The sequence below is a fragment of the Pseudomonas knackmussii B13 genome, from assembly GCF_000689415.1.
Lineage (GTDB): Bacteria > Pseudomonadota > Gammaproteobacteria > Pseudomonadales > Pseudomonadaceae > Pseudomonas > Pseudomonas knackmussii.
Genome location: NZ_HG322950.1, coordinates 5488005 through 5505087 on the forward strand (window position 1 = coordinate 5488005; position 17083 = coordinate 5505087).

Annotated in this window: 11 protein-coding genes; 1 reads left to right on the plus strand and 10 read right to left on the minus strand. The window is 67.7% G+C overall.

Going from position 1 to position 17083, the window contains the following annotated elements; all coding sequences use genetic code 11:
• Positions 1–7: 7 nt before the first annotated feature.
• The 10 genes from PKB_RS28865 to PKB_RS25805 all read right to left on the minus strand — a co-directional run bounded on the left by PKB_RS28865 (position 8) and on the right by PKB_RS25805 (position 14958).
• Complete coding sequence (locus PKB_RS28865; RefSeq protein WP_052355390.1) at positions 8–574, minus strand: pilus assembly PilX family protein; 567 nt, start codon at positions 572–574, stop codon at positions 8–10.
• The gene (locus PKB_RS28870) at positions 571–1317 is read right to left on the minus strand and encodes a PilW family protein (protein WP_052355391.1); all 747 of its coding nucleotides are present in this window, start codon (positions 1315–1317) and stop codon (positions 571–573) included. The genes PKB_RS28865 and PKB_RS28870 overlap by 4 nt, the downstream gene beginning before the upstream one ends.
• A 1-nt stretch (position 1318) precedes the next feature.
• Positions 1319–1816 (minus strand): type IV pilus modification protein PilV, encoded by a 498-nt coding sequence (gene pilV / locus PKB_RS25770; protein WP_052355392.1) that lies wholly within the window; start codon positions 1814–1816, stop codon positions 1319–1321.
• Positions 1817–2071: 255 nt separating this feature from the next.
• Positions 2072–2923 (minus strand): mechanosensitive ion channel family protein, encoded by an 852-nt coding sequence (locus PKB_RS25775; protein ID WP_043255712.1) that lies wholly within the window; start codon positions 2921–2923, stop codon positions 2072–2074.
• Positions 2924–3018: 95 nt separating this feature from the next.
• Complete coding sequence (locus PKB_RS25780) at positions 3019–3954, minus strand: transglutaminase family protein (protein WP_043255714.1); 936 nt, start codon at positions 3952–3954, stop codon at positions 3019–3021.
• The gene (locus tag PKB_RS25785) at positions 3954–6452 is read right to left on the minus strand and encodes a circularly permuted type 2 ATP-grasp protein (RefSeq protein ID WP_043255716.1); all 2499 of its coding nucleotides are present in this window, start codon (positions 6450–6452) and stop codon (positions 3954–3956) included. The genes PKB_RS25780 and PKB_RS25785 overlap by 1 nt, the downstream gene beginning before the upstream one ends.
• Before the next feature lie 50 nt (positions 6453–6502).
• Positions 6503–9787 carry a transglutaminase family protein gene (locus PKB_RS25790; protein ID WP_043255718.1) on the minus strand — a complete coding sequence of 1095 codons (3285 nt, stop codon included), beginning with the start codon at positions 9785–9787 and terminating at the stop codon, positions 6503–6505.
• 308 nt (positions 9788–10095) lie between these two features.
• Positions 10096–11223, minus strand: coding sequence for an SO2930 family diheme c-type cytochrome (locus PKB_RS25795; protein ID WP_043255720.1), 1128 nt, complete (start codon positions 11221–11223; stop codon positions 10096–10098).
• Positions 11220–12467, minus strand: coding sequence for a parallel beta-helix domain-containing protein (locus tag PKB_RS25800; RefSeq protein WP_043255722.1), 1248 nt, complete (start codon positions 12465–12467; stop codon positions 11220–11222). The genes PKB_RS25795 and PKB_RS25800 overlap by 4 nt, the downstream gene beginning before the upstream one ends.
• Before the next feature lie 226 nt (positions 12468–12693).
• Positions 12694–14958, minus strand: a complete 2265-nt coding sequence (locus PKB_RS25805; protein WP_043255724.1) for a YgiQ family radical SAM protein — start codon at positions 14956–14958, stop codon at positions 12694–12696.
• Between the two features lie 231 nt (positions 14959–15189).
• On the opposite strand from PKB_RS25805, the gene PKB_RS25810 reads away from it, so the two are divergent.
• Entirely contained in the window at positions 15190–17079 is a 1890-nt protein-coding gene (locus PKB_RS25810) for a diguanylate cyclase (protein ID WP_043255725.1), read from the plus strand.
• Positions 17080–17083: the final 4 nt, after the last annotated feature.

Sequence of the window (17083 nt, forward strand, 5' to 3'; positions counted from 1 at the left end):
GTTGTCCTCAATTGGCATAGCGCCGCGCGTACACCACTTGCAGGATCACCGGCGCACGTCCGGCGTCGCCGCTGGCATAGGCATCGACGTAGTAGAAGTCGGTACGCGGAATCGCCTCGCCGAGATTGCCGAGGTTCAATCCCTCGCCATCGCTGGCGAAGTACGCCGCATGCAGGCGCGGCGCCGGCTCGAAGCGCGTGAGCCCGTCGGAGCCGCGGTAGTCCCGCGCATTGCCCGGCGCCGCCCACCAGCGCTGCGGATCGCCCTGCCACAGCCAGCGCCAGCGCTCGTCGTGGACATCACGCACTTGCTCGACCTGCAGCACGCAAAGCGCCTGCGCCGCGCGGCAGTCTTCCCCCCGCCCGTCCTCGGGCCCGGTCATCTGCGCCAGACGCCGCTCGCCTTCGCGCAGCGCGGACTCGGCGGCATTGAAGACTCTCCGTTGCTCGGAACCATTGCCCACCAGGCGGAACTCCAGCTGCGCCGCGCGCATGCCGGTCATCGCCAGCAGGGTCAGCATCAGCAGCATGAGCAGCGCTACCAGAAGCACCGCGCCAACCTGTCTGCGCTTCATGGGCCAATGCTCCGCAGCGCCAGGCTGAGCTGGCTGAGGTGCAGCAGCCGATGGTCCCCGGCGGGCAGTTCGAGTCGCCTTCCGCTGAGCGCGCGCCAGTGTTCCGGGCGCTCGCTGGCGATGCCGTCGGCCGCATGCTGCTCACTGGCGAACAGCAGGGCGATACCGATGGCCTGGAGCGGGTCCCGCGGCCGGGGAAGTGGCTGGAACTGAAAATCCAGCAGCCCATCGACCAGCACGCTGCTACTGGCGAAACCCACAGCGCTCTCGACGCGGGAAGCACAACCCAGCTCGCCGGCGAGGCTGTCGAAACTCAGGCGCGCCACCACGTTGAGCGGCTGCGCGGAGAAGGCCAGCGGGTTGCCCGTGCAGTCCGCCTCCTGCGCTTCGAAGCCGCGCTGATAGCGCACACACAGCTCGGCGCGGCGACCGTCGCCAGCATGTGCGAGGGCAATGCTCTGACCGCTGGCGAAGGCGGGACAGCCGCCACTCGCGGGCATAGCCCCAAAGGCCGCTTCAGGCGAATCCTGCTCGGGCCTGGTGCGATAACCCGCCTGCGCCACCAGCCGGCTGATGAGCTGGATGGCGAGCCGGGCGTTCTCCTGGTTGGCCAGTTGCCCCTGCTGAACCCCGTAATGCCGCTTGCCGTCGAGGAACAGCTGGGTGATGCCCAGCACCAGGAAGCCGCCCAGCGCCAAGGCCACCAGCAGCTCGACCAGCGCCAGGGCGCGCTGCCGCCTCATTTCATAGTTCCGCGCGCAGGGCATGGCTGCATACCTCCTGCTCGCACAGGCCAGAGCGACGGTCGGACCAGAACAGACGCACGAGCACCGCGCTGCCGGTCGCCGAACATTGCCCGGGCGCGGCGCTTCGACAGATCTCGACGCGCCCGAGCAGCTCCGCGTCTACCGGCAGCAGCCGCTCGATGCTCTGCCGCCAGCAAGCGAGGTCGGCGCGCGCGACGGCAACACCGCCGGCGCGGCGATCGCGCTCGGCACAATTTCCCGTTGCACCGGGGAAAGCTTCGCCGTGCGCTTTGAAATAACCGTCGATGCCTGCTGGGTTACTGCGCATCAGCTCCAGCAGATCGCTGGCCAGCAAGGTCGCGCTATCGCGCCATTGCGCGTCCAGGAGGTGCTGCTGGGCCCTGGCCTGAAAGGCCAGCGACCCGAGCACGCCGATGCCCAGCACCAGCAGCGCGACCAGCACTTCGATCAGGGTGAATCCACGGGAGTCCTGCATGGGCGATCCTCGGCATGGCCATTGGGAGCGCACAGGCTGCCGCGCGAGTGCAGGCGGCGATGCAGGCTTCGTCCATCAGTAAGCGAAGGGTTTTCCCCCAGGATGCTAGGAGGGTTTTGACGGCGCACCGACGCTTCCTACGTGGCGTCCGGTTGTCCGCGCCAGCCGACCGCTCATCGTGGACGGAGTAGGAAGCGTCCCTCAGAAACGCGAAAAGCACGCCGAAGCGTGCTTTCCGGAACCCCTCCGGCTGCGCTAGTTGCCGGGCGCCTGATGAACGATCACGTTCTGCGTCGGGGTCGGCGCCGGGAAGCCAGTGCCCAGCGCTTCCTTGATGGTACGGTTGGTGTCGAAGTAGACCTGCCAGTAGTTGTCGTTGTGGCAGTACGGACGCACTGCCAGTACCGGGCCGACCAGGTTGAACTCGAGGATTTCCACGTCCACAGCCGGTTCGGCGAGCACGTTGGGGATCTGCGCGATGCGCTCCTTGAGCAGGGCGGCGGCAGCGGCATAGTCGGCGGCGCCGGACAGCTGTGCCTTGAGGTCTACACGGCGGAACGCGTTCTGCGTGAAGTTCTGGATGGTGTCGCCGAAGATCTTGTTGTTGCCAACGAGGGTCAGCACGTTGTCCGGAGTGTTGATCGCGGTGACGAACAGGCCGATCTCCTTGACCGTGCCGGTGACACCGCCGGCGCTGACGAAATCACCGACCTTGAACGGCCGCAGCACGATGATGAAGCCGCCGGCGGCGAGGTTGGCCAACAGCCCCGACCAGGCCATGCCGATGGCCACGCCGGCGGCGGCGATCAAGGCCGCCAGGCTGGTGGTCTGCACGCCGAAGTAACCGAGGATGCCGATCACCAGGACGATGTTCAGGGTCACGGTGATGAAGGAGCCGACATAGCGCAGCAGCGTGGGGTCGACCTTCTGCCGGCCAAGAGCCTTCTCGACCATGTTCACCGCCATGCCGATCAGCCAGCGGCCGATCATCCAGAAGGCAATGGCGGCGAGGATCTTGATGCCGAAGGCCAGGGCGTATTGCTGTACCAGCGCCCAGATCTCGTTGAATTTCTCCGTACTCACATTGACGATGTTGGTGTCACCCATGGTCTTGCCTCATCCGTTGATCGAGAAACGACCACGGAAAAGCTAGCACGCGCTCCGCAGCTTGCTCGCCGGGCAATTTTCCCGCTTGCGCGCGTTCAGACCGCCAGTTCCCAGTGCGGCATCACCGTCACGCGCACTTCCGGATCGTGGCTGCCGCCGCCGAGGATCACTCCGCGCAGCGGCGAGACGTCAGCGAAATCGCGGCCCCAGGCGAGGGTGATGTGCTCCAGCGAGGGCAGCACGTCGTTGGTCGGGTCGAAGTCCACCCAGCCGTTCTGCGGGCAATACAGCGACACCCAGGCATGCGAGGCGTCTGCGCCAATCAGTCGCGGCTGCCCGGGCGGCGGCTGGGTCAGCAGGTAGCCGCTGACGTAGCGCGCGGCCAACCCGCGCGAACGCAGGCAGGCGAGCATCAGGTGGGCGAAGTCCTGGCAAACGCCGCGGCGGCGCTCCAGCACTTCGGTCAGCGGCGTGGCGACCTGGGTCGCCTCGGCATCGAAGGCGAATTCGCCGTGGATCTTGCCCATCAGCCGCGCGGCGCCCTCGAGCAGCGGCAGGCCGGGCGTGAAGCAGTCGGCGCCGAACTCGGCGAACTGTCGCTTGATCCGTACGTAGGGCGATTCCACCCGGTAGCGGCAGGCGTCCAGCTCCTCACGGCCCAGCGGCCGTCCGCTGAAAGCCAACGCAGCAGCCACCTGCTCCCAGGCCGGCGAGGCCTGCAGGCTCAGCGGCAAGCGCGGTAGCACTTCCACCTGAAGGCGCGCATCGACCCGCAACTCGTCATGCGGGCGCTCGAAGGCCAGGCGCGTCAGGGGATTGCCGAAAACGTCGACGCCGTCGCTGCGCCGGGTCGGTAGCGGCTCGATCAGCAGCTCGCGGGCCAGGCAGCGCTGCCACGGGCAATCGCGCGGCCACAGGTGCAGCAGCTGCTGCGACAGCGATACGGGCGCGGCATAGCGGTAGCGGGTGTCGTGGAACACCTGGTAGCGGGCGACTTCGCCCGGCGGACTGGAGACCAGGGGCAAGGCCATCAGGTGGACACCGTGCGTTGGCTGACGTCATCGACGTGAGCGAAGTAGCGCAGGCCGAGTCGATCGGAAACCTGCCCGGCACCGCGCGCCAGCTCGCGCAGCAGGCGCGCCAGGCCGGCGAGCACTTCGTCCAGCCCGGCATTGCCGAACAGCGCCTCTTCCAGAGTGGCGAAGTCGAAGCTGCGCAGGCGCTCGGTGAGGTGCTTCAGGTCCATTTCGCGCGGCGCGCCGAACTCCTGGTGCAGGCGCTCCAGCGAGCGATCCAGGGCCTGCAACTGGAAGAACAGCGCATGCGGGTTCTGTTCGTGCAGCAGGAGCAGGTCGAGAACCGGGATCAGCTGCGGTCCGGCCAGGTAACGAGAGCGGTAGGTGATGGTGCTGTTGCCCAGTTCCAGCAACCACTCCAGCGCGCCCGGGTCCCAGGCCGCGCCGCCTTCGAGGAAGCCGGCGATGGCGTCGGCGAAGAACTGGATGCGTTCGATGCGCCGGCCGATCATCAGGAAGCGCCAGCCGTCGTCGCGGGTCATGTCGTCGAGGGCGAAGCCGGACAGCGCCGCCAGCGACATCAGCAGGCGGTTGAGGAAGTCCAGGGCGTCGCCCAGCTCGGTACGCCGCGGATCCAGCCCCTGCAGCTCGCGCTGCAATTCGAGCAGCGCCAGCCAGTTCTCCCGCGACAGCCGTCCGCGCACCTGCGCGGCGGCCCAGTGCAAGCGGCGCAAATTGGCGCTCAGGCTGCTGCCTGAATCGCCTTCGAGCAGGGCCGCGAGCAGACGTTGCTCCAGTGGCTCTTCACCCTGAGGCAACACGCCGAGAGCGCTGGCCAGGGCGAGCGCGCTGCGTAGGGCTTGTTCGTCGCCATCGGCATCGACATAGCGCGACAGCACCACGCGCAGCAGCCGCGCATTGTCATCGCAACGCTCGGCGTAGCGGCCGAACCAGAACAGGTTCTCCACCACCCGCGAGGGCAGGTACGGGTCTTCGCGGATCAGGTCGCGCGCGCCGATGCTGCGCGGCCGCAGGGGCTCGCCGTGGACCGGGAGGTCGGCCAGCACCCAGGTGTCCTTGCTCGCGCCGCCGCGCTGCATTGAAACCACTTCGGCGTCCGCCGCCGAGGCCACCCGCGTCAGGCCGCCGGGCATCACCCAGTAACTGCCGTCGCTGCCGGCGACCACGAACACGCGCATGCCGATGGCCCGCGACTGCAACTCGCCCCGCGCGCCGTGGCTGTGCCAGACCGGCGCCTGGGACAGCTGCGCCTGGCGTTGCGCGACATAGGCGTGCGGCTGCGCAGCCAGGCGGGCCTCCAGCTCCGCGCGCGCAGTAGCATCCAGCGCATGGCCGAAGAGCGGCTCGAAGCTTTGCGAGGGGAAGGCCGGCTTGATTACCAGGTGATCCAGCTCCGCCAGCGCGCTACTCACCGCGCCCGGCTCGCCGCACCAGCGCGTCTGCACGGCCGGCAGCAGCAGTTCTTCGCCGAGCAGGCGCCGCGCCGCCGCCGGGAGGAAGCCGAGCAGGCCGGGGGATTCCAGCACCCCGCTGCCCAGCGCGTTGGCCACCAGCACGCGGCCGCAGCGAACGGCATCGAGCAGGCCTGGCACGCCGAGCGCGGAATCGGTACGCAGCTCCAGCGGATCGCAAAAGTCGTCGTCGAGGCGGCGCAGCACCGCATGCACGCGCTGCAGGCCGCCAAGAGTCTTCAGGTACAAGGTCGCGTCGCGCACCGTCAGGTCATGCCCCTCGACCAGCGGGAAGCCGAGCTGGCGCGCCAGGTAGAGGTGCTCGAAATAGGTCTCGTTGAATCGCCCCGGCGTCAGCAACACCACCAGCGGCGTCTCGCCGTCGCCCGGGGCGCATTGCGAAAGGGTCTCCTGCAACGTGCGGAAGTAGCCGGCCAGGTATTGCACGCGCAGGTCGCGGTAGAGCTCGGGCAAGGCGCGCGAGACGATCTGCCGGTTCTCCAGCGCATAGCCCGCACCGGACGGCGCCTGGGTGCGGTCGGCAAGGACGTGCCAGCGGCCATCGGCGTCGCGCGCAAGATCAGCCGCATAGCAGTGCAGGTAGATGCCGCCGGGCGGGGTCAGGCCGCTGCAGGGCCAGAGGAAATTCGGATGACCGTAGACCAGCTCGCTGGGCAGCAGGCCTTCGCTGAGCAGGTTCTGCTCGCCGTAGAGATCGGCCAGCACCGCGTTGAGCAGACGCGCGCGCTGCGCCACGCCGCTGGCGATGCCCTCCCACTCCTGCGCGGACAGCAGGTTGGGCAGCAGGTCCAGCTCCCAGGGACGGTCGGCGCCCTTGGGGTCGGCGTAGACGTTGTAGGTCACGCCGTTTTCCTGGATCTGCCGCGCCAGCAGGGCCTGGCGCTGGCGCAACTGGGCGACGCTGCTGCGCTCCAGGCGTTGCAGCATGCGCTGCCAGTGCGGGCGCACCGCGCCCTCGGCGTCCAGCAGTTCGTGGTACGCCGTGGCGGTCAGCGGATAGTGGGCGAGCAGTTCGGACATCGGGGACTCGACGCGCAGGATGGCCTTCTCACTTTAGCGGGCGGACAGGGTCATGTCCGCCGCAGGTCAAGGGTCATCGGCAACTCGGCCGAGCTGTGCGGCAAGGCCACCTCCATCCGCCCGGGTGTGTGGCCATGGCGGAAGAAGCGCGCCAGGCGCCGGCTCTCGGCCTCGTAGGCGTTCACCGGGAAGCTCTCGTAGCTGCGCCCGCCCGGATGGCTGACGTGGTACTGGCAGCCGCCGAGCGAACGCTGCATCCAGGTATCGACGATGTCGAAAACCAGCGGCGCCTGCACGCCGATGGTCGGCTGCAGGCAGGACGCCGGCTGCCAGGCGCGGTAGCGTACGGCAGCGACGAACTCGCCGACCTGCCCGGTCGGCCGCAGCGGCACCGGACGACCATTGCAGGTCACCACGTAGCGATCCGGCGCCATGCCGGAAACCTTCAGCTGCACGCGCTCCAGCGACGAATCCACGTAGCGCACGGTGCCGCCGGTGGCGCCCTCCTCGCCCAGCACGTGCCAGGGCTCCAGGGCCTGGCGCAGCTCGAGGTCGATGCCCTTCACCGCATAGTCGCCGTACTTCGGGAAGCGGAATTCGAAGTGCGGGGCGAACCAATCGCTGCGCAGCGGATAGCCGAAGGCGTTGAGCTCGTGGACCACGTCGGCGAAGTCCTGCTCGACGAAGTGCGGCAGCAGGAAACGGTCGTGCAGCTCGGTGCCCCAGCGCACCAGCTTCGGCGGCGTGTAGGGCTCGGTCCAGAAGCGCGACACCAGCGCGCGCAGCAGCAACTGCTGGGCGAGGCTCATGCGCGCATGCGGCGGCATCTCGAAGGCGCGCAGCTCCAGCAGCCCCAGTCGCCCGGAGGCGCTGTCGGGCGAGTACAGCTTGTCGATGCAGAACTCGGCGCGGTGGGTATTGCCGGTGACATCCACCAGCAGGTTGCGCAGCAGACGGTCGACCAGCCACGGCGGGCAGTCGGCGCCCGGCTCGGGCATCTGCGCGAAGGCGATCTCCAGTTCATAGAGAGCGTCGTTGCGCGCCTCGTCCACCCGCGGTGCCTGCGAAGTCGGGCCGATGAACAGCCCGGAGAACAGGTAGGACAGCGATGGATGGTTGTGCCAGTAGCTGATGAGGCTGCGCAGCAGGTCCGGCCGACGCAGGAAGGGCGAGTCGCCCGGCGTGGCGCCGCCGAGGACGAAGTGGTTGCCGCCGCCGGTGCCGACGTGGCGGCCGTCGACCATGAACTTCTCGCTCGACAGCCGCGACTGGCGCGCCGCCTCGTAGAGGAATTCGGTGCGCTCGACCAGCTCGCCCCAGTTCGCCGAGGGATGGATATTCACTTCGATCACGCCCGGGTCGGGGGTGACGCGGAAGTTCACCAGGCGCGGGTCGGCCGGTGGCTCGTAGCCCTCCAGCAGCACCGGGCAGCCCAGCTCGCCGGCGGTGGCCTCGATGGCGGCGACCAGCTCCAGGTAAGCCTCCAGCTCCGCCAGCGGCGGCATGAACAGGTACAGCCGCCCCTCGCGCGGCTCGGCGCAGAGCGCGGTGCGGGTGATCCAGCCGGCGGACTGGTGCATCAACGGCTGGCGCGTGGCGTCCGGCCCGCCAGGCATGCGTCCGCGCGCCTGCTGCATCTGCGCGGCGCGTTGCAGCGGCGGGCGTGGCTGGCTCGGGTCGGCCGGGTTGACGTAGGGATAGTCGGCCTCGCTGACCCACGGCTGCGAATCCAGCGGCAGGCGGTAGCCCAGCGCGGAGTCGCCGGGGATCAGCCGGCAGGTGTCCTCGCGGAGGAACCAGCGGCCACTTTCCCACTGATCGCCTGCCGCACTGCGCGCCAGCGGCAGCACGTGGCCGACCACCTCGCCCAGGCCCCGCTCGAAGACCTTGCGCAGGCGCTCGCGCTCCAGCGGGTCGGCCAGGCGCGCGTCTTCCGGGGTGACGTTGCTGGGCAGCCGGCGTTCGCGCCAGAGGTAGTAGAGCCAGTCCTCGTAGGCGGCGAACTGGGTATCGCCGGACAACCCCAGGCGCCCGGCCAGGCGGCGCAGGAAGCGCGACGCGAGGGCCGCATCGGCGCCGTAGCTGCGATCCTCTTCCGCGTAGAGCATGGGGTTGTTCCACAGCGGCTCGCCGTCGCGGCGCCAGAAGCAGTTCAGCGACCAGCGCGGCAGCTGCTCGCCGGGGTACCACTTGCCTTGGCCGAAGTGCACCAGGCCCTTGGGCGCGTAGTGGCGGCGCAGGCGATGGAACAGCTCGGCGGCCATGCGGCGCTTGTTCGGGCCCAGCGCGGCGGTGTTCCACTCGGGGTCGTCCGGGTAGTCGAAGGCGACGAAGGTCGGCTCACCGCCCATGGTCAGGCGCACGTCCTGTTCTGCGAGGTCGGCGTCGATGCGCTCGCCCAGGTCGAGGATCGCCTGCCACTGCTCGTCGCCGTAGGGCTTGGTCACCCGCGGCGCTTCCCAGACGCGCTCGACGCGCATCTCGTGGCGGAAGCTGACTTCGCACTCGTCCAGCGCCCCGCTGATCGGCGCCGCCGAGGAAGGCTCGGGACTGCACGCGAGCGGGATATGGCCCTCACCGGCGAACAGCCCGGAGGTGGGGTCGAGGCCGATCCAGCCGGCGCCGGGCAGGTAGACCTCGGCCCAGGCGTGCAGGTCGGTGAAGTCCACTTCGGTGCCGCTGGGACCGTCGAGGGATTTCTGGTCAGCGGTGAGCTGGATCAGGTAGCCGGAAACGAAGCGCGCGGCCAGGCCCAGGTGGCGCGCCAGCTGCACCAGCAGCCAGGCCGAGTCGCGGCAGGAGCCGGAGGCCAGCTTGAGGGTTTCCTCGGGGGTCTGCACACCCGGTTCCATGCGGATCAGGTAGCGCACGTCGCGGGCCAGGCGCTGGTTCAGGTCGACCAGGTAGTCCACGGTGGCGCGCGGTTCGCGCGGGATGCCGGCGAGGTACTCGGCGAACAGCGGGCTGGCCGGCTGGCGCGACAGGTAGGGCGCCAGCTCGCGCTGCTCGTCGGCACCGTAGCTGAAGGGGAACTGCTCGGCGTAGGGCTCGAGGAAGAAGTCGAAGGGGTTGAACACCGCCATCTCGGCGACCAAGTCCACCTCCACGCGCAGCTCTTCGGTCTTCTCCGGGAAGACCAGGCGCGCCAGGTAGTTGCCCTGCGGGTCCTGCTGCCAGTTGATGAAGTGCTTGCCCGGGACGACCTTCAGCGAATAGCCGAGGATGCGCGTGCGGCTGTGCGGCGCCGGGCGCAGGCGCACCAGTTGCGGCCCGAGGTTGACCGCGCGGTCGTAGCGATAGTGGGTGACATGCTGCAAGGCGACATGAATCGACACGGCGGGCCTCCTGCGGGCCTGGGCGATAACCGCTTGCGCGCAAGTCCCGTGCCAGCCAGCCAAGGCCCTGGCGCGGGCTGCGCAGGGGCGCCAGGCACCAGAGCGGGGCCGAGCGTGCACGCCGGGCGCGAGCGCGCACGAAAACGGGGCATGGCACGGCGCCGGCTACGACCAGCCTAGCCCGCTGGGTATGACAGACAGGAGACGGCGCGTCTGGCCGATGGAGGGAACGCGTAGGCCTTCCTGTAGGAGCGCGCCATGCGCGCGAATCGCGGGCATGGCCCGCTCCTACAGGGGGTAGAGCCGTATCAGGTGCAGCCGCCCGGCAGCGAGGCGATCCAGCGTTGCAGCATCTCCAGGCCTTCCTTGTGCACCAGGGTGCGGCCCAGCTCCGGCATCATGTCGCCGGGCTTGTCGCTGCCCACGCGGTAGGTCAGCACCGAGAGCTCCGGATGCCCCGGATGGATGTCCTCCAGGCGTCCACCGGTACCGCCGCCGGCCGCCACCGGCTGCTTGCACAGGCCGTAGTTCACGCCGAACTCGGCGCGGGCGTCGAGGTAGAGCCCGGAGGTGCGGCCCGCGCCTTTGGGGTTGTGGCAATGCCCGCAGTTGGCGTCGAGGTAGCTGCGCGCCTGCTTGTCCAACGTCTCGCCGGCGCGCGGGTGGCCCCAAAGGGCGTTCTGCGGCACCTGCGCCAGCGCCGGCAGGCCGCTCAGGAAGCCGCGCGCCTGCCAGTGGTTCAGCTGGTTGTCGCTGCCGTCGGCGTAGACGAAGTCCTTGTTCAGGTGACGCGCCTTCGGGCCCAGCGGGGCGATGCCGCCGCCCTTGTGCTCGGCGTGGCATTCGGAGCACTGGTTGGCGTCCGGCACCATGTAGGTGAAAGAGACCTTCTTCCCGGCCGCGTCCTGCAATTCGAGCGGCTGGCTGTCGCCGGCCAGTTCGAGGGTGGCTTCCTTCTGCTTGGCATCCCAGACGTAGGGCAAGGCGGTCCAGCCGTCCTTCTGCTTCACCAGCACGCGGGTCTCGATCAGGCGCACCTTGCCCAGGTCCAGGCCCTGCTGCGGGTCGCGGTCGTCCTGGGCGTTCTCCAGCAACTGCCCCGCTCCGTCGGTGGGGTAATAGAAGGTCTTGGTCAGCACCGTCCCCAAGGGATAGTCGAAGTGGTCGTCGGCATACTTCGCCGACTGGCCGTCGGGCATCCACACGGTGCGCAACTTGTGCGCATAGTCGGTGAACAGCGGGGTGTTGAGGTCGTAGGGCAACACTTGCGCGACAGGCTTCAGGTGACCGTCGGCCAGCTGCAGCATGCCCCAGCCGCTCAAGGTCTGCGGGTAGTCGTCGCCTTCGGGCTGGTAGCGCGGCTTCGCCTCCTGCCCGCACCCGGCCAGCGCAACGGCCAGGGCGAGCGACAACCAGGCGTGGGGCGCTCGCGTCATGCCTTGCCTCCCTTGTCGCCCAGGCCGGCTTGCTCGATCTTCGGCAGCGGGTTGAGCTTGCAGCGGTGGCTGCTCATGTCGGTGCTGATGTTCTTGTAGCCGTTCGGGCCGTCGACATTGACCAGGGTCGCGTCACCGTTGTCGACGCAGATCGACAGGTTGTCCGGCAGTTTGCCGTCGACGACTTTCTTCTGGTTGAAGTAGCCATCCCAGAGGATGTCCGGCAGGTGGCCGTTCAAGCCGAACTTGGCGATCTTCAGCGCCTTCAGCTCGAGGTGGTCGGGGCTGTCGCCGCCGGGCCCGAAGGTATTGCCGTGGATGTAGATGCCTTCGGGGTAGGGGTCGAAGTTCGGCTGGGTCGCCTTGTCCGAATAGTTGGTGCTGTAGTAGCTGCTGATGATGACGTTGGCGGTTTTGTGGTTGCCGATCTTGTTGTCGAAGATCTCCACGTCGTCGTTGGAGTTCACCACCACGCCGGAACCGGCCGGCACGCTGGCCACCGGGGTGCCCTTGTGGCCGAAGTTCTCGTGGTTGTTGCCCTGCACGTCGTTGTTGAAGACGCGTGAGCCACGCCCCGGCTGCTGCAGGTTGGGCATGTTGAAGACGAGGATGCCACCGGTGTTGTCGGTGGCGACGTTGTTGTAGACGTCGGCGCCGATGGTGTTCTCGATCTCGATGCCGGCGACGTTGCGCTCGGCGCGGTTGTTGCGCACCACCACGTTGCGCGACTGGCCAACGTAGATGCCCGAGTCCGATGCGCCTATGGCGACGTTGCCTTCGAGCAGGGTGTTCTCGGTCTGCACCGGGTAGATGCCGTAGCCGCCGTTCTCGGTGGACGCGCCGTTGGTCCACTCGGTGCGGATGTTGCGGATCACGATGTTCTTGCCGCCGACCACCTTGAGCGCGTCGCCGCTGGTGTCTTCGATGGCCAGGTTCTCGATGGTGAAGTCCGAGGCATCGACGAACAGCCCCTCCGCCCCGGCCTTCTGGCCCTTGAAGTTGAGGATGGTCTTGTCCATGCCAGCGCCGCGGATGGTCACGCCGTCGACCTTGAGGCTGAGGCTGCGGTCTAGGTGGTAGGTGCCCGCCGGAATCTCGATGACCTCGCCGGCCTTGGCCTTGATCAGCCGGGTCTGCAGATCTTTCTGAAAGTCCGTGCTGACAGCAGCGGTAGGTTTGTCCTGCTCGCCACAGGCGGCAAGGAGTACGGCGATGCTGAGGAGAGATAGAGCGGCGCGGCGCATGGCGGGGTCTCCGGCGTTGTTCTTATGATTTGGAACTATAGTGCCAAAAACATTTTGTAAACAACCCCCGACAGCGAGAGGCCGACAGAAGCGCCTGTAGGAGCGGATCTTTTCCGCGATAGCCGGGCCCCCGGCGCGATTCGCGGATGAGATCTGCTCCTAGACACGGGGAAATATCCACCGCAGAAACGACAACGGGGCCTTGCGGCCCCGTTGTCGATGTCACTCAGCGCGGTAGGTTCGGCTGGCGCTTGGTAGTGCGCTTCTTGCCCTTGGCGTAGCCGCTGGCCTTGCCCTCTTCCACCTTGTTCCACGGCTTGGAGCCGTCGCTGGCGCGCGGCGGCAGGCCGGTGTGCTGGGTCAGGACGCGTCCGCCACCGTTGCCGGCGACCTTCTTGCTGCCGGACGGGGTCGAGTTCTTGCGGCGCGCGCTCTGGTACTCGTCGGTCTGCGGCTGGTAGGTCGGGATCAGGTGATGCTTGCCGTTGCCGATCAGGTCCGCACGGCCCATGCGCTCCAGCGCCTCGCGCAGCATCGGCCAGCCCTTCGGGTCGTGGTAGCGCAGGAAGGCCTTGTGCAGGCGGCGCTGCTGGTCGCTCTTGACGATGGTCACGCCGTCGCTCTTGTAGGTGACCTTGCGCAGCGGGTTCTTGCCCGAGTGGTACATCGCCGTGGCGCTGGCCATGGGCGAGGGATAGAAGGCCTGCACCTGGTCGGCGCGGAAGCCGTTGCGCTTGAGCCACAGGGCGAGGTTCATCATGTCTTCGTCGGTGGTGCCCGGGTGCGCGGCGATGAAGTACGGGATCAGGTATTGCTCCTTGCCCGCCTCCTTCGAGTACTTCTCGAACATCTGCTTGAAGCGGTCGTAGCTGCCGATACCCGGCTTCATCATCTTGTCCAGCGGGCCGCGTTCGGTGTGCTCCGGAGCGATCTTCAGGTAGCCGCCGACGTGGTGGGTGACCAGCTCCTTGACGTACTCCGGCGACTCCACGGCGAGGTCGTAGCGCAGGCCCGATGCAATCAGGATCTTCTTCACACCCGGCAAGGCGCGGGCCTTGCGGTACAGCTCGATCAGCGAGCTGTGGTCGGTGTTCAGGTTCTCGCAGATGCCGGGGAACACGCAGGACGGCTTGCGGCAGTGCTTCTCGATCTCCGTGCTCTTGCAGGCGATGCGGTACATGTTGGCGGTCGGCCCGCCGAGGTCGGAGACCACGCCGGTGAAGCCCGGCACCTTGTCTCGCATTTCCTCGATCTCGTTGAGGATCGACTCGTGCGAGCGGTTCTGGATGATCCGGCCTTCGTGCTCGGTGATCGAGCAGAAGGTGCAGCCACCGAAGCAGCCACGCATGATGTTGACCGAGAAACGGATCATCTCGTAGGCCGGAATCCGCGCCTTGCCGTACGCCGGGTGCGGCACGCGCGCATAGGGCATGCCGAACACGTAGTCCATTTCCTCGGTGGTCATCGGAATGGGCGGCGGGGTGAACCACACGTCCACTTCACCGTGCTTCTGCACCAGCGCACGGGCGTTGCCCGGGTTGGTCTCCAGGTGCAGCACGCGGTTGGCGTGGGCGTAGAGCACCGGGTCGTTGCGCACCTTCTCGAACGACGGCAGGCGGATCACCGTCTTCTCGCGGGTCATCTTCGGGCTGGGCAGCAGCTCGACGACCTTGGCCTCGTTGGCGTCCTCGACCGGGCCCTTCTCCTGCTCGATGGCGCAGGCGGCGGTGTCCTGGGTGTTGACGTAGGGGTTGATGATCTTGTCGATCTTGCCCGGGCGGTCGATGCGGGTGGAGTCAATCTCGAACCAGCCTTGCGGGGTATCGCGGCGGATGAAGGCGGTGCCGCGCACGTCGGTGATGTTCTCGATCCGCTCGCCGAAGGCCAGGCGCTGGGCGATCTCGACCACAGCACGCTCGGCGTTGCCGTACAGCAGGATGTCTGCGGTAGCGTCGATCAGGATCGAGCGACGGACCTTGTCCTGCCAGTAGTCGTAGTGGGCGATACGGCGCAGCGAGGCCTCGATGCCGCCGAGGATCACCGGCGTTTCGCTGTAGGCCTCCTTGCAGCGCTGGCTATAGACCAGGCTGGCGCGGTCCGGGCGCGCGCCGGCCAGGCCGCCGGGGGTGTAGGCGTCGTCGCTGCGGATCTTCTTGTCCGCGGTGTAGCGGTTGATCATCGAGTCCATGTTGCCGGCGGCCACGCCGAAGAACAGGTTCGGCTGGCCCAGCTTCATGAAGTCATCCTTCGACTGCCAGTCCGGCTGGGCGATGATGCCGACGCGGAAACCCTGGGCTTCCAGCAGGCGGCCGATGATCGCCATGCCGAAGGACGGATGGTCGACGTAGGCATCGCCGGTGACGATGATGATGTCGCAGGAGTCCCAGCCCAGTTGATCCATCTCCGCCCGGCTCATCGGCAGGAAAGGCGCCGGACCGAAACACTCGGCCCAGTACTTGGGATAGTCGAACAGCGGCTTGGCGGCTTGCATCGGGGACACCGGGATACTCGAAAAGGGATGCGGAAAAACGCGGGCGCGGAATATAGCACAAAAAGTGAGCAATTCCGACTCCCGCGCTCGGGCTTCATCCCCGACCGATGGCACTGTCGGTGATCGGCCGCGGCCGCAAAGGTCACTGCCGGGCAGCGTGGCCAGTGGCTATACTCGCCCGACCGAACCTTCCGGTTCGATCCATCCTGCCGGGTACAGGGAGTGTCCGTCGTGCGCCATCTGTTGTTGTGCATCCTTGCCGTATGCCTGTGGCCCTTCGCGACACTCGCCGCCGAGCCCGTTTCGCTCGATTCGCAATCCAGCGGACGCTGGCTGAACGACGCCCTGACGCTGCTCGAAGACCACAGCAAGCAGCTCGACCTGGAGCAGGTCGAGGCGCGTGACGCCGAGTTCGTGCCCGCCGCCGGCCGCACCAGCGTCGGCCAGAGCAGCAGCTCCTGGTGGCTGCGCCTGGACCTCGACCAGCGCATGACACCGCCCGGCGGCTGGTGGCTGGAGGTCGACGCGGTCAATCTGCTCGACCTGCGCGTCTACCTGCCGGACGGCCAGGGCGGATACCGCGAGCTGCGCTCCGGCGAAGCCGTGCCCTTTGCCGAGGGCCGCGACCGCACCTATCGCCGCCCGGTGTTCCATCTGCCCGAAGGCCAAGGCCCGCTGCGCGTCTACATGCGCAGCTACGATCCTGCCGGCAACTCCTTCCCGCTGCGCCTCTGGAGCCAGGACGACCTGCAGGACCACCGCGCACAAACCAACCTGTTCCTCGGCCTGGTCTACGGGCTGATCGGCGCGCTGCTGCTGTACAACCTGTTCATCCTCATCACCCTGCGCGACCGCGCCTACCTCTGGTACGTGCTGACCACCGCCTTCGCCCTGCTTTTCAGCATGGGCATGACCGGCCACGCCTTCGAGTACCTGTGGCCGGAGCACGGCGTGCCCTGGTGGCTCAACCGCATCACCCTGCCCTCGCTGTGGGGGCTGTGCGTCACGCGCTTCACCCAGACGCTGCTGCAAACCCGCGTCCACGTACGCTGGGCGCACCACATGCTGACCCTGAACTGCCTGCTGTACGTCACCTCGGTCCTGATGAACGCCTTTGTCGGACGGGCCGAGGCCGGTTGGGTGATCGCCAGCACCACCCTGGTCGGAGTCCCCGCAGCGCTTGGCGCCGCCATCACCCGTACCCGCCAGGGCTCGCTGCCGGGGCGGCTGTACCTGATCGGCTTCGGCCTGGTGCTCACCAGCATCAGCGTCTCGGTGATGCGTGCGCTCGGCGTAGTGCAGCCGTCGCCGACCACCGCGTACCTGTTCCCGGTATCGGTGGGCATGGAATCGATCCTCTTCTCCTTCGCCCTGACCTCGCGCATCCAGGAGCTCAAGCGCGAACGGGCACAAGCGATGGACCAGGCGCATCGGGAAAAGAACGCGCGCCTGACCCTGCTGCAGAGCGCGCAAACCGATCTGGCGCAAGCAGTGGCGGCCCGCACGGCCGAACTGACCCAGGCCAACCAGTTGCTGCTTGAGCGAGAAGCCCAGCTCAAGCACGCCGCACACAACGATCCGCTGACCGGCCTGCCCAATCGCCGCTTCCTGGTGGAGCACGCCGAGCTGGCGCTGACGCAGGCCCAGCAGCGCGGCGAAACCCTGGCGCTGATGCTCATCGACCTGGACCACTTCAAGCCGATCAACGACCGCCACGGCCACGACGCCGGCGACTTCATGCTGCAGAACGTCGGCTATCGGCTGCGGCAGTGCGTGCGTTCCAGCGACTGCGTCGCGCGCCTGGGCGGAGACGAATTCGCCGCGCTGATCGCCGGCCCCGACGCCGAGGGCCATGCCCGCGAGATCGCCGAACGGCTGCTCAGCGAACTGTCGCGCCCGGTGCAATTCGACAAGCTGGAACTGCGCATCACGCCGAGCATTGGCGTGGCCATCTATCCCAGCCACGCACTGCAGTTCAGCAAGCTCTACAAGGCTGCCGACCAGGCGCTGTACGAGGTTAAGGGGAGCGGCCGCGCCAGCTACGCGCTGGCCGGCGAAGCGGAAAGCGGCACCAGCGACTTCTGGATGGACACGCTTCCCGCCCCGGACGGTCTGTCCTGAGATG

Bases quoted from the DNA above. Each gene is read 5' to 3' on its own strand.
- PKB_RS28865 (WP_052355390.1), bottom strand. From the start codon at position 574: ATGAAGCGCAGACAGGTTGGCGCGGTGCTTCTGGTAGCGCTGCTCATG.
- PKB_RS28870 (WP_052355391.1), bottom strand. From the start codon at position 1,317: ATGAGGCGGCAGCGCGCCCTGGCGCTGGTCGAGCTGCTGGTGGCCTTG.
- pilV (WP_052355392.1), bottom strand. From the start codon at position 1,816: ATGCAGGACTCCCGTGGATTCACCCTGATCGAAGTGCTGGTCGCGCTG.
- PKB_RS25775 (WP_043255712.1), bottom strand. From the start codon at position 2,923: ATGGGTGACACCAACATCGTCAATGTGAGTACGGAGAAATTCAACGAG.
- PKB_RS25780 (WP_043255714.1), bottom strand. From the start codon at position 3,954: ATGGCCTTGCCCCTGGTCTCCAGTCCGCCGGGCGAAGTCGCCCGCTAC.
- PKB_RS25785 (WP_043255716.1), bottom strand. From the start codon at position 6,452: ATGTCCGAACTGCTCGCCCACTATCCGCTGACCGCCACGGCGTACCAC.
- PKB_RS25795 (WP_043255720.1), bottom strand. From the start codon at position 11,223: ATGACGCGAGCGCCCCACGCCTGGTTGTCGCTCGCCCTGGCCGTTGCG.
- PKB_RS25800 (WP_043255722.1), bottom strand. From the start codon at position 12,467: ATGCGCCGCGCCGCTCTATCTCTCCTCAGCATCGCCGTACTCCTTGCC.
- PKB_RS25805 (WP_043255724.1), bottom strand. From the start codon at position 14,958: ATGCAAGCCGCCAAGCCGCTGTTCGACTATCCCAAGTACTGGGCCGAG.